We start from the raw sequence: 13,326 nt of genomic DNA on the forward strand, positions 1-13,326 counted from the left end.
GAGTAGGCGCGGGCAATACCACTAAAAACCGCTTCGGCATGGCACAATAGAACTTATGACCGTGAAAATTTTGGTAGTAGACGACGATGAGGCACTCGCGGAAATGGTGGGCATCGTAATGTCAACCGAGGGCTATAAATCTGTTTTCTGTCACCATGGTGATCAGGCATTTGAAGTTTTCCAGGAAAGTCAACCAGATTTGGTGCTGCTCGATGTGATGTTGCCCGGCAAAGACGGGGTGGAAATCTGTCGGCAGATTCGGGGGGTATCCGATTTACCGATCATTATGTTGACGGCAAAGTCTGATACCGCCGATGTTGTAGCCGGTCTCGAAGCGGGAGCCGATGACTATATCCCGAAGCCGTTCAAACCAAAAGAATTGGTGGCCAGGATTAAGGCAAGGCTGCGGGGGCGTAGTAGCGACGGAGAAGGTGAAGATGTCGACCTGGGGGATTTGCATATTGACGTAGCTGCGCACGAGGTTTTTCGGGGCGGGGTGCGTGTTGATTTAACTCCTTTGGAGTTCGACCTGCTATTAACCTTGGCGCGTTCACCTTGGAAAGCTTTTAGTCGCGAAGAATTATTGGAGGAAATTTGGGGTTACCGCCACGCTAATACCGACACCCGGTTGGTTAATGTGCACGTACAACGGCTGCGCGCCAAGATTGAAGAAGACCCTGAGCATCCTAAGATTGTGCGTACCGTGCGAGGGGTTGGCTACCGCGCCGGAGGCAATTAGGCGTAGATGGATACGCAAACCCCAACTCAGCCAGAACCAGCAAGAGCACCCAGTAGTTTTTGGGGATTGCTACGACAAAAACGGTGGCGACAAAGCCTAGAAGTTCTGGGAAATAAAATCGCACAGTTTCCGGTTGTCCGATTTTTTCTTTCTTCTATCACTGCGCGGATAACTGCAGTAATGGCGTTGGCCATTGCGATTATGATGGTGATTTTGATTGCCTCAGTAACCGCGCATGTTTCAAACGGAATTTTCCAAAAACGCCTAAATATCGTGTTACAAGATGCTTCTTTGCGTACTCAGAGTTTGCAGACTTCTTTAGATTCCCTAGTAGTGGATTCGGTGAGCGGAGTTCAGGACGCTGCCTACACCCTAATTTCTGATCAACGCGATGCGTCTGCGGGTGCCGGTGGAGTGGGCGCGATGTTGTTAAAAGACCCGAATGAAAGCCGGAACCTGGCAATTAACGAGATTATTGACCCGGAACAGCGGGCTCTGATTACTAAGAGTTTGCGGAAAGCAGTACAACAGGAAGGAGGCATCCACTGGCAGTCGGTTTCCCTAAAAAATTCTCAAGGAGACAAAGTTCCCGGAATTGTGGTCGGAACGCGAGTTGTGCTGCCATTAGTGGGTAACTACGAAACCTATCTGGTTTATTCTTTAGCTTACGAACAGCAAACTATCTATTTGGTTAACCAGGTGTTATTCCTGGGTACTGCGGTGCTGTTAGGAGTGATTACAGTACTAATGGCGGCAGTTTCTTACTCGATTTTGTCACCGGCACGGCGAGCGGCGAAAGCAGCTCGGAAAGTTTCTGCTGGTGACTTTCAAATTGAGTTACCGGTTCGGGGTACGGATGAGTTAGCTCAACTATCTCAAGCTCTGAATAATATGGCGACTTATTTGCGGGAACAGATTAGCGACTATGAAGAATTATCAACTTTGCAGCAGCGGTTTGTATCCGATGTTTCCCACGAATTGCGCACACCGTTAGCTACCATCAGGATGGCAGCAGATTTAATTTACGATGAACGTGATCAGCTGTCGGCTACCAATGCCCGTTCCGCTACTATTCTGCATCGTCAAGTTGATCGTTTTGACAAAATGTTGGCGGATCTAATCGAGATTTCCCGAATAGATGCTTCTGTGGCGCAATTGTCACTGTCGGAAATCGACATTTACTCACTGGTAGAAGCAGTGGTGGAGTCGAATAGGGCGTTGGCTGAAAGTATGGGGGTGGAAGTTAAACTGGAAACTTTCGGCGACACGGTAGCGGAAGTCGACCCCACACGCATTACTCGAATTGCTCAAAACTTGGTGGTAAACGCGATCGAGTTTGCAGAAGGCAAACCTGTGCGAATCAGTGTGGCAGGTTCACGTACGGCGGTAGCTTTCCAGGTTAGAGATCATGGGGCGGGAATGACCGACGGGGTTGCGCAACATGTTTTCGATCGCTTTTACCGTGCGGATCCTTCCCGTAAACGCACCACCGGAGGTACGGGACTGGGGTTGGCGATATCTGCCGAGGATGCAGCACTGCATTCCGGGTTGCTCACAGTCTTGTCTTGTCCGCACCAGGGTTCCGCTTTTACCTTGCTATTGCCCCGCCGTCAGGGGGAGGAAATTGAGGACATTCCGGTGCAGGTAGAAAATCAAGACTTGATCGCTGCCCGCCAGCTATGGGCGAAAGATCATCCCGAGGATATTATTCTGTCCGATAGTTTAGAAGAATCATCTTTCCAGGTACATCAGGTTCGCACGGACGTTCCTTTAGGGGACGAATCTATAGGTGCAGATGAGGGTTTCCCCCGTATGCCAGCTGATTTACCTCCAGAGATTTTGGAGGCCACCCCGGCACATCCTTTGCCGCACCTGCCTGAAAATGACAGCGTGATTGATATCCAGGGAAGAATCAGTAATCTAGATTCTCTTCCAAGGCAGACATCAAAGAATGAATCAGGAGGAGAAACTTTGTGAACTGGATAGGCGGTCAGTTCGTGAAACTGGGAATAGGAAAGGCAAGAGTGGGACAAGGTCATTTACCTGCGCCCTCCGCAAAAATAAAACTTTCCTCCAGAAATGGGAAAAACAAGTTTATAAAGTCAATCCTGCTGGCAATACTGGCAGCTTTCACTACTTCTGTGCTTGTTTCTTGCGCGGCACTACCTGATTCCGGGCCAGTTCATAAAGGGGAAGTAAATATTGATTCCCGAAACCCGTTATCCCAGCTAGCTAGCGGTCCGATGGACGGAGCTAGTCCCGAAAAATTACTTGCGGATTTTCAGCAAGCCTGTGCTGCCGGTACCTACGATGACTACGGGATTGCGCGCCAGTTTTTAACTACCGCGCAAAGGCAGAGCTGGAAGCCGCAAGAGCGTGTAACGGTGCTTAACCCCAAAACGGAACTTAAGATTATTTTTGACCCGGAAACAAACGAGGTAACCGGTGTCGGTCAACCAAGTTTGCGTCTTAATAAGGCGGGAATCAGTCAAAAGTTTCGCACGGAAGAAACCATCAAATATTCCCTGGCTAAAGAAAAGGGACAGTGGCGGATTAGTTCTCTCCCTGATGGGGTAGTTCTCACCAGCTCGGCATTTAAGAATGCTTTTGCAAAACGCAATGTTTACTACTGGTCTAGTGACCATCGTTTTTTAGTTCCCGATCCGCGGTGGATTCCCCGTAAAAATGGGGCTCAGCATCTTTTGGAGTCCTTATTTTCTGGCCCCAGCGAGGATATTTCTCCGGCGGTTAGCGCTTTGGAAACAATGAAAAAAATTCCTTCTAACCTGGTAACACTGCAAAGTAATAAAGCTACGGTAGTGCTTCCAGACACGGTTCATTTGCGTTCAGAACAGGAAACAAGCCAACTTTATCAGCAATTGCGAGCTACTTTGCTGAATGTTTCCGGGATCGACGAGGTAGTACTCTCGCAAAATGGCTCGTCGCTTACAGTTCCTAGTGAACAGTCAGCAGCTTCCCCTAAACCCATCATGTTGGGGATAAAAAATGGTGAGGTAGTTGAAGAATCAGAGTCTCGTAGCGGAGTATTCACTTCACCGGCCAATGCTGACGGGGATATCACCTGGCCGACTCCCAGTAATCCCGTCACCGATTTTCACGTTGCAATTCGGGGTAAAAATGAGCTGGTGCGCCTGCAGCGGGGAAAACCGGCGGCGCTGTTATATCGAGGAAAGGATTTGCGTCCCCCCCAGGTAGATGCTTGGGGTTGGGCTTTTACGGGAGCTTCGGCGCAAAAAGGTGCTTTGGTAGCAGTTAACTCTCGAGGTACTACGGTGGAATTGAAACTGCCCACCGATTCCAAATGGAAAATCCCGTTTTTCGCTTTGGGTTCCCCCGGGGTACGCGGCGTCGTGGTATGGCAGGTTGGCTACAGTTTCCAGGCGCAACTAGTAACCGTGCTGCGGGGAGAAGACGGTACTCCTCGGCAAATCGTTCCTGCTCAAGATAAAACTGAGGTTATGAGGGATGTTATTTCGGTTGCTTGGATAAATCCGGGACAGGTAGCGATTTTGCAAGGTGGCACTTCCTCAAAGGTTCAGGTTGTCGGAATTAACTCCTATGGTGAATCTTTTGATGCTCCCGTGAATGCGCAATACCTGGTGCCTAATCCGCCTGATGGCAATGTAGAAGTAGTTAGTGATCGCGGTTTCCGCTTGGGGCATATCGAACAGTCCTGGCGGATACTGGGCTCTGACATTTTCTATCCAGCCTATTCCCCTCTGTTAGCGAACTAGCTATTGCCGTTGCTGGCTTCACTGGGGGGGGCGAGGGGCTTTATCCTCAAAAGGGTAAGCGAGGAGTTTTCCCGTTGTAATTATTTTTAGGGAGGGATTGTAAGTCTTCCCCGGCATCCTTCAAGTATGGGTGCCCATGCGTTTTCCTCTAGCTCCTCCCCAATTTCGACGTTGGTTAGTGCCTCGGTTGTTAAATCCCTCCGTGCCTTTTCCACCTTGGTATTTCCGGAGACCTGTCCCGGTTGTGGGAAGCTCGACACTTTACTCTGTGACCGGTGTCGAGGAATGTTTTTACGTCCTCCCACCAGTGTTAATGCAGCTATTTCGGTGGGAGTAAACCAGGTGTGGACGCAGAGTCTCTATCAGGGACAGGCGCGGGGAGTCGTATTGGCGATGAAGCATTCGCGATCATATTATTATCAACAACTTCCTTTCTTTTTTGGAGCAGTAGCAGCTAGGAGTCTCGCTGCCCATGTTCAGTGCCCCGTCCTAGTTTGTCCCGCGCCCTCAACTTTTCGGATCGGTAAAACTTCCATATCCTCTACCGCCGGCAGGCTGGCCGCTGGATTAGCTGCGGGTCTTATTTCTCAGGGGGTAAATACGCGTCTTTCTGGCTTGTTACAGTTCAAAGTGGGAGCTAAGAAACAGGCGGGACGGAGTTTCCAGGAAAGAGTACGGGGACGGGCAGGCTGTATGCAACTCGGATCCCAGGCAGATTTGGATTTTAGCGAGGAAGTGCTCCTAGTTGACGACGTTATCACTACCGGCGCCACTATTAGGGAAGCGGTTCGGGTAATAAATGAAGCGCAGGCCCGGGTAAATAGCGTGTTCTCGCTTAGCGTAGCCGAATGCAACCTCAAACGGGGTTAAAAAGCGGATTTTTGAGGTAAAATTTTTGTTACTTGAAAAGCCCAAAGGTGGGTGAGAGGGGGGGGTGATAGCTGCAATCACCGCGACCGGAATGAGCCGGTACGCATCAATCTGGGATCTTTGATCCCCATACTGTGCCCTGGAGGACACCAATGGAAATTATCGTTGAAGCACGAAACGCCGAAATCCACCCCAATTTCCGCCAATATGCCGAGGAAAAAGTCGCTAAGGTCGAGCAATTTTATCCTCGTGTTCAGCGGGTGAATGTGGAGCTAACTCACGAACCGAATCAGCGGCAAGCAGATACCTCCGAAAAAGTGGAATTGACTATTTTCGGTAAGGGGCCGATTATTCGCGCGGAGGCCAGTTCCTCTGACCGCTACGCCTCAGTAGACATTGCTTGCGGGAAGCTCTATGAGCGGCTGCGGCGTGCCCGTGATCGGGCTAAGGATCATCGTCGCCATCGGGATTCACAGCGTCATGAAGAGCCTTTTAAGATTGAGGAACTTAATTTGAAGGATGCTGCTAAGGCAGTTACTCCGGAAGATGGCGACTATTCTCCCGATATTCCCCGGGAACGAAAGATTGGGGTGGCCGATGAAAGTCAGCTAGGTGATTCCCCGGTGATTGTGCGGCAGAAGCTACACGAAGCATCGGTAATGACAGTTAGCGAGGCGCTCTATCAAATGGAGTTGGTGGGGCATCCGTTCTTCGTGTTTATCGATTCTGAAACTATGCAACCTTGCGCGGTTTATCACCGCCGTGGCTGGACATACGGGGTAATTCGCCTGGATGCTACGGCGACTCCCCGGGAAAGCTAATTACTTATAACCAAGGAATCCCCGAAAATGTGGTGGTGGGGCGCTGACAATCGTCAGCGCCCCACCACCAGTTTGTATTAACGCATCTGAAAACGGCGTGCTCCGTCATTCCATCCGGTTTTTTCTAGTATTCGGGGCTGTGCGGTATCGCGGTCAATCCGCCAGCCGGGATCGGTTAGCATCCGGGAAATAGCTAATCCTACGCCGATGGAGAGAACAACAAAGAATACTTGGATAAGAGCCGCGGTAGCCTGGGGAATATCGCCATTAGAAAGGTGAGTAATCGCCGCATAAAGAGGAACTCCAGGAATCATAATGACCACTGCGGGCACCGTCAACGAGGTACGAGAGAAACGGAAACCGCTTAGACGAGAAATAAAATGTGCCACGATCCCAATAGTTAAAGCTGCCAGACCCACTGCCGCCTGCGGTAACATTCCTTGTGCTGCCAGGAATAGTCGTCCCACATTAACAAATCCGGCAACTAGGGAAGCGTAGAATGCTATTTTAGGGCGGATTGAAAACAGCACCGCGAAACCGAAGGAAGCCACCAGCGAACAAATAAATTGCAGCAGATAAAGAGAAATTCCGGTAACGGGAAAGGCTTCGGGGGGATCAATGTGCCACTGAAACAAAGTAGCGATTATCCACACCGAAATCCCGGCTGATATCACAAGCATAAGCACATAGGTCATGCGTGAAATCCCGGCTAGAAAATCCATTCTTACCAGATCTAATATTGCAGTTACTAGGGGAAATCCGGGAACTAAGAACAAGACCGCTGAAATGATACCCTGCGGATGGCCAACTGAAACTAAACCAGTCAGTAGCAAAGTTTGGCTAACTCCCATGTAGATTAGGGAAGCGAGCAGGCCGCATAGCATCCACACTCCGAAATGGTTTGCTCGTCGCTTTATCATCGATCGTCGTAGGATCTGGCCACACAAGGCAGCGACCCCAACTACACTGCATTCGACTAGCCCACCCCGGTTTAGGAAACAGAATCCTGCGCAGGCAATACCGGAGGCCAGGCAGTTGATAACTGCAGGGTAGGGAGGCTTGCGATTGATGATTTCATCTATACGTTCCCGGGCTTCTTCGACTAGTAGCCCCGGCTTTAAAGAATTTACAAATAGGCGTAAATCGTCTAGACGTGCGGCATTAGTGCCAAAGGCTCGCTGCTCATGGGACTCAGTACGGAAAGTCCCGTGCGCATAAACCGAGGTAACTATCTCGGAAAAGGTTACTTGAGAGTGTTGTGATTCAATCCCAATGGCATTGGCTAGTCGAGCCATGGAAAACTTAACCAGGTAAGCGCTAGCTCCTGCTGCTAATAGGGTGCGTCCTAGGTGAGTTACTACCCCGGATTGAGCCGCCAACCGGTCACGCAAGAGACGTAACTGATCATGCTCGCTACCATGCGGGTTAAGAACTTCGCCTTTTGAGGCAGTATCCCCGGAAGAAGTACTCAGGGATATGGACTTTTCATTATGGGTGCCGGGGTCATCTGCGGCAGGTGTCTTCTGCATAGAACCATTATCACTTGCGCTACTGCGGAAACCCGGGACGAAGGAGGCAGATTAAGAGCGATTTTTATTACATGGCGTCAGCTAGTTCAAAGCTGGCGCCGTGTAATAAAAATATTTATTTTGTAGATTTATCTATAGGTTTACAGGCCACCCAGGATTTGGGCGATTAGAATCTTCCCGACCATCGCTAAGGGGTAAACCAGGGAATATCCCAGCGCTACCCGAGCGTCAAAGTTGGTGCGGTTATTCGCATAGGCGAGGACGGCTGGCTGGGTTTGTGCCCCCGCCAACAGGCCGGACAAGCGAGTTCCACCCATCTTGAAGCCATAGCGCATTACGAAGAACAAACCGAACCCTACGGTGAGGGTGACCGCCATACCTACCAACAAAATCCCGAGCCACGCACCGGAGGTGAATGCTTTCTCTATCTGACCGCCAGCGTTATAACCTGCTTGGGCTAAGAAGATTAATAGCCCCAGTTCAGCAAGAACCTGACAGGCAGTGTAAGGCAAAGTAGTGGGGAACGGTCCGATGCGACCAACCTTGCCGAAGATTAGTCCTACCAGCAGGGTGCCTGCCGCTGAACCGATAGAGAAGTACTCCCCGGTAGGAGTAAGAATGGGGAACTCGCCAATCAAAAGACCGAGAACCATGCCAACTCCGAGAGCCACCGGGTTGATAGAGGTGAGACCAGTAGTGGAGTCTCCGAAGTATTTCGAAAGTTCTTTCAGGTTTTTTGTAGGGGCAACTACCCGCACCCGGTCACCAAGTTGTAAGACCAGTTCCGGACGTCCCAACATATCGTTATCACCGCGACGAACCCGGGATACTGTAGCTTGGAAGCGTTCTTCCAGGCCAAGCTCGCCCAGGGTGCGCCCAGACAGCTTGGGGTCAGAAATAGTGATCCGGCGGTAGTCCCAATCGGTACGATCGGCGGAAAGGGAAATAGAAGAGTCGTGTCCTAGCTCGGAGATTACTTCTACTACTAGGTTCTGAGGACCAACTACGGTAGCTAAGAAGCCTTTGCCAAGTCTGGTGTCGGGGGTGGGACGCACAATGGGGCCGTCCTCAGTTTCCCGAAGCCGGGAAAAGCGGACGTTTCCATCTACGTGGGCACGAATATCGCGCACCGAGGGGCGGTCGTCGCGCTCGATCCGCACTGTGCGGGAAACCAAAGCAACCGGCCGATCCTTATCGTTCTTGCCGTAGTTCAGTGCCAGGGTAGCCACAATCAGCATTCCGAAAACCCCAAAAAGGTAAGTAATCGAATAGGCTACGGTCGCTGCCTTCTCGTCACCAGAAGCTGCCCCCGCCGCAGCTAGAGCCGGGGTATTAGTGATGGCACCGGCGAAAGTCCCACCGATAGTAGCCGCCTCCATCCCGGCGATCTTGCCGAGTATGTAGGCTACCACGCCACCTCCTGCCAGGACTGCGAAAGTAGCACCCATAATTCCCAGGGATTTCCTTAGGGAGGCGAAAAAGGAATTACCGGAGTTTATCCCGATGGCAAAGGCAAAGAGGGCAAGCCCCAATTTGCCGAATGTGTGCGGGATGCTCGCAGCCATATTCTCTACGCCTGCAGAAGTACCCCAAGCAGAGATACCTATAGCAAGGAAGAGGACGGCGGCCGCCCCCAAACCGATTCCTTTGATCCGGAAATGACCCAGGTACATCCCAATCCCGATCAATCCGAAAAGTACTAGTACCGGCTGTTCTGCCAGATACTGGAAAACTGTATGCACGCTGCCTCCTTTGAAAGCCTCACAATAATATCTATCATTTCACAGCCGCAAAGAATGCCCCAGACCAAAGTCCATTTCACCGGCGAATTTAGCTAGGGGTAACCGCGTTTTCGGTCAAACCCCAGGTCTAGCGTCTCCGCTAGAACGGTATTGCTGTATCAAAAAGTGAGACGCCACCGCTCTCGGGAAGTGTGGTGCGTAGGGTTTAGCTTGTTATGACGAAACGAATTATTAGCCTAGTCGCCCTAGTACAGCTGGTACCGGGGAGGGCTAGACGCGTCTAAAATCGTTTCGAGACGTAGCAAGCCCTAGGTAAAAACACCTAGGGCTTTTTTATTTAGAAAAATCGAGGAAACATCTACCAGAACGGGGATAACGATGAGCAACAAGGAGCAATCACCGGGCGCGGCTCCTCCTCTCAAAAGAATGAGTGGCGCCGGGGCAGTGGTCGCTACCCTAGAGCACCTGGGGGTAACCGATGTTTTCGGTTTACCTGGCGGGGCAATCATGCCGGTTTTCGATGCGCTCTATGATTCGCCAATCAACCTGATCGTGGTGCGTCACGAGCAAGCCGCCGGACATGCGGCGGAAGGTTACGCACTGTCTAGCGGCAAAACCGGAGTGGCAATCGTAACTTCCGGGCCGGGGGCAACTAACCTGATGACTGCCTTGGCTGATGCCCATATGGATTCGGTACCGTTGGTGGCAATCTCAGGGCAGGTAGCCGCCAGCGCGATCGGTACCGATGCTTTTCAAGAAGCCGATGTGGTGGGGGTATCGATGCCGATTACCAAACACAATTTTTTGGTGACTGATGCTGCCGAGATACCCGCTACTATAGATAAGGCCTTCCATCTGGCTTCCACCGGGCGCAAAGGGCCGGTCCTGGTAGATATCGCTAAGAGTGCTCAAGTCGGCGAACTCGATTTTTCCTGGCCGGTAACAGTCGATCTGCCCGGCTACAAAGTGGCGAGCAAACCAAACGCCAAGCAAATAAAAGCAGCAGCCAAATTGATGGCACAGGCAGAACGCCCCGTCCTCTATGTAGGCGGGGGAGCGCTGGCAGCCGAAGCCACGGAGGAATTACGGGAACTGGTAGAAGTAACCGATTTTCCGGTGGTGCTTACTTTGACCGCGCAGGGTGCATTCCCCTCCTCGGATCCCCATTGCCTCGGAATGCCGGGAATGCATGGTTCGGTGCCGGCGGTAACCGCTTTGCAACGCGCAGACGTGATGGTGGCGCTAGGGACGCGTTTCGATGACCGGGTTACTGGTCGTCTGGATGCTTTCGCCCCTGACGCCAAAGTGATTCACGCTGATATTGACCCCGCCGAAATCTCGAAAAATCGAGTAGCGGACATACCGATCGTGGGAGATCTGCGGCAGACCCTACAGGGACTACTGCCGAAACTTAAAGAGGAAATGCAGCGTAATCCGCATGATATTTCCGGTTGGAAACACCATTTGGGTTATATCTGTGAGCGTTACCCGCTCGCCTATGATGAACCAGCTGATGGTCTCCTCCCTGCGCAATACGTGGTTAAACGTATCGGGGAAATGGTGGGTAAGGATGCTATTTATTGCACCGGCGTGGGGCAGCATCAAATGTGGTCGCAGCAGTTTTTGCCGCACGAAAATCCACGTGGCTTCCTCACTTCCGCCGGTTTAGGCACCATGGGGGTAGCAATTCCCGAGGCACTCGGGGCGCAAGTTGCTAACCCCGGGGCACAGGTATGGGCGATTGACGGGGATGGTTGTTTCCAGATGACCAATCAAGAGCTCGCGGTCGCTACCTTAGAGAATTTGCCAATCAAAGTGGCGATTATTAACAACTCGGTACTGGGAATGGTGCATCAGTGGCAAGAACTATTCTTTGACTCGCGTTTTTCCGGCACCCTGTTGCAGGACGGTGAAGGTGGCAAAGACATTCCCGACTTCGTGAAATTGGCGGAAGCCTATGGGGCGCTGGGGTTGCGGGCGCGCACTAAAGAACAAGTTGACCAGGTAATCGCGCAGGCCATGGAAACTAATGATCGTCCCGTGGTGATTGATTTTCGAGTCTCTACCGATTCTCAAGTCTGGCCGATGGTGCCGGCTGGGGAATCAAATAGCAATGTTATCTACGCAGGCGGGCAGGGCCCGGTCTGGGAAAATGAGGAGTGATCGTGATGGGTAATCGCCACACCCTTTCCATTTTGGTGCAAAACCAGCCCGGCGTCCTCGCGCGGGTAGCTGCCCTGTTCACCCGGCGGGCTTTCAATATTCATTCCCTAGCCGTGGGAGAAACCGAAGAACCTTCGATATCTCGGATAACTGTACAGGTAAATGCGGAAGATATACCTTTTGAACAGGTAACTAAACAGTTAAATAAGCTGGTAAATGTATTGAAAGTGGTGGAGCTCCACCCACAGAACTCGGTGACTCGCAAGTTTGTACTGTTTAAAGTACAGGCAAATGCGGAAAACCGTTCCCAGGTGCTACAGATTGTGGATCTATTCCGCGCTTCAGTAGTAGACGTTCACCGCGAATCCCTGGTCATCCAAGCTGCCGGGGTGCAATCAAAGCTAGAGGCGCTGATGGAGACATTAGCGCCTTACGGTATCAACGAAATTGTGCAATCGGGAGCGGTCGCCATTGGCCGTGGCCCCCGTTCAATCACAGATCAACTAAAGGAGAAGTAACAATGGCTGAAATCTTTTACGACACTGACGCAGATATGGCCGCACTTGCGGGTAAGAAAGTTGCCATTATCGGTTACGGCTCGCAAGGTCACGCTCACGCTCTAAACCTGCGCGATAGCGGGGTGGAGGTAGTCGTAGGGCTGCGGGAAGGCTCGTCCTCGGTAGCTAAAGCTAAAGAGCAGGGGCTAGAGGTCAAATCGATTGAGCAGGCTACCGCCGAGGGCGACATCGTAATGGTGCTGGCCCCTGATCAGGTACAGCGGATGGTTTACGCCGAAAAAATTGCCCCGAATCTGAAACCGGATGCCGCGATTTTCTTCGCCCACGGTTTCAATATCCGTTTCGGTTATATTCAACCGGGGGCAGGTCACGATGTATGCATGGTGGCTCCGAAAGGCCCCGGTCATAAAGTACGTGCCTCCTATGAGGCTGGTTACGGTACCCCGGCGGTTATCGCGGTGGAACAGGACGAATCCGGTAACGCTTGGCAGGTAACGAAAGCCTATGCGAAAGCACTGGGGGCGACCCGGGCAGGGGTAATCAAGACCACCTTTACCGAGGAAACCGAAACCGATCTTTTCGGGGAACAGGCAGTACTCTGCGGCGGGGTATCGCACCTGATTCAAGCGGGTTTTGAGACTTTGACCGAGGCCGGTTATCAACCGGAGATTGCCTACTTCGAGGTCTGCCACGAGATGAAACAGATTGTGGATCTGATCAATGAAGGCGGAATCACTAAGCAGCGCTGGTCCTGTTCGGATACCGCCGAATATGGTGACTATGTGTCCGGGCCGCGGGTAATTACTGAACAAAATCGCGAGGCCATGCGCGGAATTTTGTCCGATATTCGTGATGGTTCTTTCGCCAAGCGTTTCATCAATGATCAAGACAACGGAGCACAGGAGTTTAAACAGATGCGTGCAGCAGAAGAAGCCCACCCCATCGAGAAAGTTGGGCGCGAACTACGTGCCATGTTCTCGTGGAATCAAACTGACGATGACTACCAGGAAGGGCAGGCGCAGCGCTAAGGGCGGACTTAGCCTGGTCAGCACAGCAATAACTGTTGTTGCCGGTTCCCGAAAAGATGTGAGCCAATGGGTTATCTGCTGCTATCCGAATCGGACACGTTGTCTTTCGGTAGTTTTGTAAGTAATCCTTGTTTGTGACAGTGATATGGGCAGACCCTTGT

10 protein-coding genes are annotated in these 13,326 nt (G+C 51.6%); 8 read left to right on the forward strand and 2 right to left on the reverse strand.

The genetic code is table 11. From position 1 onward, the window contains the following. Positions 1 to 55: 55 nt before the first annotated feature. The 5 genes from mtrA to hpf all read left to right on the forward strand — a co-directional run bounded on the left by mtrA (position 56) and on the right by hpf (position 6,185). Positions 56 to 739 (forward strand): MtrAB system response regulator MtrA, encoded by a 684-nt coding sequence (mtrA, locus tag EFB02_RS02705; protein WP_122820066.1) that lies wholly within the window; start codon positions 56 to 58, stop codon positions 737 to 739. 6 nt (positions 740 to 745) lie between these two features. After that, entirely contained in the window at positions 746 to 2,716 is a 1,971-nt protein-coding gene (mtrB, locus tag EFB02_RS02710; protein ID WP_122820067.1) for an MtrAB system histidine kinase MtrB, read from the forward strand. Beyond that, positions 2,713 to 4,494 (forward strand): LpqB family beta-propeller domain-containing protein, encoded by a 1,782-nt coding sequence (locus EFB02_RS02715; protein ID WP_122820068.1) that lies wholly within the window; start codon positions 2,713 to 2,715, stop codon positions 4,492 to 4,494. The genes mtrB and EFB02_RS02715 overlap by 4 nt, the downstream gene beginning before the upstream one ends. Positions 4,495 to 4,779: 285 nt before the next feature. Next, positions 4,780 to 5,364, forward strand: coding sequence for a ComF family protein (locus tag EFB02_RS02720; RefSeq protein WP_122820069.1), 585 nt, complete (start codon positions 4,780 to 4,782; stop codon positions 5,362 to 5,364). 152 nt (positions 5,365 to 5,516) lie between these two features. Then, positions 5,517 to 6,185 (forward strand): ribosome hibernation-promoting factor, HPF/YfiA family, encoded by a 669-nt coding sequence (hpf, locus tag EFB02_RS02725; protein WP_122820070.1) that lies wholly within the window; start codon positions 5,517 to 5,519, stop codon positions 6,183 to 6,185. A 77-nt stretch (positions 6,186 to 6,262) separates the two neighbouring features. Here hpf and EFB02_RS02730 read toward each other — a convergent pair whose 3' ends face one another. Both EFB02_RS02730 and EFB02_RS02735 read right to left on the reverse strand, forming a co-directional pair. Then, positions 6,263 to 7,714, reverse strand: a complete 1,452-nt coding sequence (locus EFB02_RS02730; protein ID WP_122820071.1) for a threonine/serine exporter family protein — start codon at positions 7,712 to 7,714, stop codon at positions 6,263 to 6,265. Between the two features lie 140 nt (positions 7,715 to 7,854). Next, positions 7,855 to 9,456 (reverse strand): aspartate:alanine exchanger family transporter, encoded by a 1,602-nt coding sequence (locus EFB02_RS02735; protein ID WP_122820072.1) that lies wholly within the window; start codon positions 9,454 to 9,456, stop codon positions 7,855 to 7,857. Between the two features lie 378 nt (positions 9,457 to 9,834). Between EFB02_RS02735 and EFB02_RS02740 the strand changes: the two genes are divergently transcribed. The 3 genes from EFB02_RS02740 to ilvC are packed head-to-tail and all read left to right on the forward strand — an operon-like array spanning position 9,835 to position 13,165. After that, positions 9,835 to 11,619, forward strand: a complete 1,785-nt coding sequence (locus EFB02_RS02740; RefSeq protein WP_122820073.1) for an acetolactate synthase large subunit — start codon at positions 9,835 to 9,837, stop codon at positions 11,617 to 11,619. Between the two features lie 5 nt (positions 11,620 to 11,624). Then, complete coding sequence (gene ilvN / locus EFB02_RS02745) at positions 11,625 to 12,137, forward strand: acetolactate synthase small subunit (protein WP_122820630.1); 513 nt, start codon at positions 11,625 to 11,627, stop codon at positions 12,135 to 12,137. A 2-nt stretch (positions 12,138 to 12,139) separates the two neighbouring features. Next, entirely contained in the window at positions 12,140 to 13,165 is a 1,026-nt protein-coding gene (gene ilvC / locus EFB02_RS02750) for a ketol-acid reductoisomerase (RefSeq protein ID WP_122820074.1), read from the forward strand. Positions 13,166 to 13,326: the final 161 nt, after the last annotated feature.

The organism is Varibaculum vaginae, assembly GCF_900604285.1.
Taxonomy (GTDB): domain Bacteria; phylum Actinomycetota; class Actinomycetes; order Actinomycetales; family Actinomycetaceae; genus Varibaculum; species Varibaculum vaginae.

Excerpts from the sequence above, each read along its gene's own strand:
- ilvN (WP_122820630.1), top strand. The coding sequence starts at position 11,625 with ATGGGTAATCGCCACACCCTTTCCATTTTGGTGCAAAACCAGCCCGGC.
- mtrB (WP_122820067.1), top strand. The coding sequence starts at position 746 with ATGGATACGCAAACCCCAACTCAGCCAGAACCAGCAAGAGCACCCAGT.
- EFB02_RS02740 (WP_122820073.1), top strand. The coding sequence starts at position 9,835 with ATGAGCAACAAGGAGCAATCACCGGGCGCGGCTCCTCCTCTCAAAAGA.
- ilvC (WP_122820074.1), top strand. The coding sequence starts at position 12,140 with ATGGCTGAAATCTTTTACGACACTGACGCAGATATGGCCGCACTTGCG.
- mtrA (WP_122820066.1), top strand. The coding sequence starts at position 56 with ATGACCGTGAAAATTTTGGTAGTAGACGACGATGAGGCACTCGCGGAA.
- EFB02_RS02720 (WP_122820069.1), top strand. The coding sequence starts at position 4,780 with ATGTTTTTACGTCCTCCCACCAGTGTTAATGCAGCTATTTCGGTGGGA.
- hpf (WP_122820070.1), top strand. The coding sequence starts at position 5,517 with ATGGAAATTATCGTTGAAGCACGAAACGCCGAAATCCACCCCAATTTC.
- EFB02_RS02730 (WP_122820071.1), bottom strand. The coding sequence starts at position 7,714 with ATGCAGAAGACACCTGCCGCAGATGACCCCGGCACCCATAATGAAAAG.